Annotated in this window: 3 protein-coding genes; all 3 read left to right on the forward strand. The window is 70.3% G+C overall.

Going from position 1 to position 2,187, the window contains the following annotated elements; all coding sequences use genetic code 11:
• Nucleotides 1-912: L,D-transpeptidase (locus RWX45_RS12860; protein ID WP_316024113.1), on the forward strand; the 912-nt coding region annotated here is incomplete at its 5' end.
• Nucleotides 913-924: 12 nt separating this feature from the next.
• Nucleotides 925-1,359 carry an ATP-binding cassette domain-containing protein gene (locus RWX45_RS13505; protein ID WP_410050723.1) on the forward strand — a complete coding sequence of 145 codons (435 nt, stop codon included), beginning with the start codon at nucleotides 925-927 and terminating at the stop codon, nucleotides 1,357-1,359.
• A partial coding sequence (gene tsaD, locus RWX45_RS12870; protein WP_316024114.1) for a tRNA (adenosine(37)-N6)-threonylcarbamoyltransferase complex transferase subunit TsaD occupies nucleotides 1,356-2,187 on the forward strand: 832 nt, incomplete at its 3' end. The genes RWX45_RS13505 and tsaD, both read left to right, overlap by 4 nt.

Raw genomic sequence — 2,187 nt, forward strand, 5'->3', positions numbered from 1 at the left:
GCCCTGACCGCCGTCGTCGAGACCGCCGTCCACACCCTCACCTCCCAGACCGCTGAACTCGAGTTGGAGCAGATCGCCCCCGCCGTCTCGGATGCCGCAGCGCAGGACGCCGCCGACGCCGCCAATGAGCTCATCGCGCCGGCGGTATCGGTGACCGGCGCGGGCAAGACTGCGACGGCGGACGCCGCCACCCGCGCCTCCTGGGTGGGCACCACGGTCGTCGGCGACCAGCTGGTTCCGGTGCTGCTCAAGGAAAGCGTCGCCCAGTGGGTCGACACGGCCGCCTCGTCGATCGAGCGCGACCCCATCACTGGCATCAACAATGTGGACGCCGACGGCAACGTCCTCGAACCCGCCCGCCCCGCGCGGGCGGGCGTGGAGGTCACCAACCGCGACGCGGTCACGGACGGGATTATCGATGCGCTGGAGGCGCACGAGTCCTACAGCGGCGAGCTGGCCACTCGGGAAGTGGCGGCCGACGTCGAGCAGCGGGTCGTCTCCTCGGGCACCGACCGCTTCGCCTACGCCGCCGATGCGGGGGAGAAGTGGATCGACATTAACCTCACCGACTCCACCCTGACCGCCTACGAGGGGTACGAGCAGGTACATGGGCCGATCCTCATGAACCACGGCGGCCCCGGGAACGAGACCATCACCGGCACCTACAAGGTGTACCTCACGTATGCGAAACAGGACCTGGGCTGCACCCCCGGGTGGTCCTACTGCCAGAAGGACGTCGCCTGGGTGACCTACTGGCAAGGCAACTACGCCATCCACTCCGCCCCCTGGGCCGAGGACTTCGGCGTCGGCGCCGACGCGGGCTCGCACGGCTGCATCAACGTGCCGGAGGAGGAGGCCCACTGGTTCTACGACTGGGCCGACATCGGCACCACCGTCGTCAGCCACTACTGAGTCGACCTGCGCATGGGTGTTGATCACCGTGTCGGCCACGAAGTCGAGAACCAGGACGGCGTCGTCGCCGGACAGGCCGCCGTCCACCCGCGCCGACCTGACGCCAACCTGAAGGACATCCGTGCGGCCGCCCGCCTCGCCCAGATCGACGACTTCATCATGACGCTGCCGGATGGCTACGACACCGTCATCGGGCGGGGCACCGCCCTGTCCGGAGGTCAGGCCCAGCGGGTGTCCATTGCCCGGGCCCTGTTCAAGCAGGTCCCGATTGTGCTGCTGGATGAGGCCACCAGCGCCCTGGATGCATGCGGACCTGGTGCAGGTGCCCGGCCCCTACCAGGGCTTCTGGAAGTACCGCACCAGCGCCGCCGGTTGGCAGCTCGTATGGCCGCGGGCCGCGTGGCTGTACGGCCGACTCCGCCGGGCGGCTACGCTTGGGCGCCGTGAGCGAAGCACTGATCCTCGGCATCGAATCCACCTGCGACGAGACCGGCGTCGCCCTGGTGCGCGGGCGCGAGCTGCTCGGCGACGTCGTGGCCACCTCCATGGACGAATACGCCCGCTTCGGCGGCATCATCCCCGAGATCGCCTCCCGCGCCCACCTGGAGTCCTTCCTGCCCACGCTCGACGCCGCCCTGGAACGGGCGGGCGTGGCCCTGGGAGACGTCGACGCCATCGCCGTCAGTGCCGGGCCCGGGCTCATCGGCTCCCTCACCGTCGGCGTGAGCGCCGCCAAGGCGCTCGCGGCCGCACTGGGCGTGCCCATCTACGGCGTCAACCACGTGATCGGACACCTGGCCGTCGACGAGCTCGTGGACGGCCCCCTGCCCGAGCATGTCATCGGGCTCATCGTCTCCGGCGGACACTCCAGCCTGCTGGACGTGCGCAATCTGGCCACCGACGTCGTCGAGCTGGGGGGCACGCTCGACGACGCCGCGGGGGAGGCCTTCGACAAGGTGGGGCGCCTACTCGGCCTGCCCTACCCGGGCGGCCCGCACGTGGACCGGCTGTCCCAGCAGGGCGACCGCGACGCCATTCGTTTCCCCCGCGGCTTGAGCGCGGCCAAGGACCGCGAGCGCCACCGGTACGACTTCTCTTTCTCCGGTCTCAAGACCGCGGTGGCCCGCTACGTCGAGTCCCTGCAGGACGCCGGCAGCCAGATCCCCGCCGCCGATGTGTGTGCCGCCTTCTCCGAGGCGGTCAACGACTCGCTGACCGCCAAGGCCGTGCAGGCGTGCCGGGACACCGGCTGCGACACCCTGGTCATCGGCGGTG

Origin of the sequence: Actinomyces sp. MRS3W, assembly GCF_032465695.1 — a bacterium.
In the GTDB taxonomy this organism is placed as follows: Bacteria; Actinomycetota; Actinomycetes; order Actinomycetales; family Actinomycetaceae; genus Actinomyces.

Coding starts and splice junctions, on each gene's coding strand:
- RWX45_RS13505 (WP_410050723.1), top strand. CDS start 925: ATGGGTGTTGATCACCGTGTCGGCCACGAAGTCGAGAACCAGGACGGC.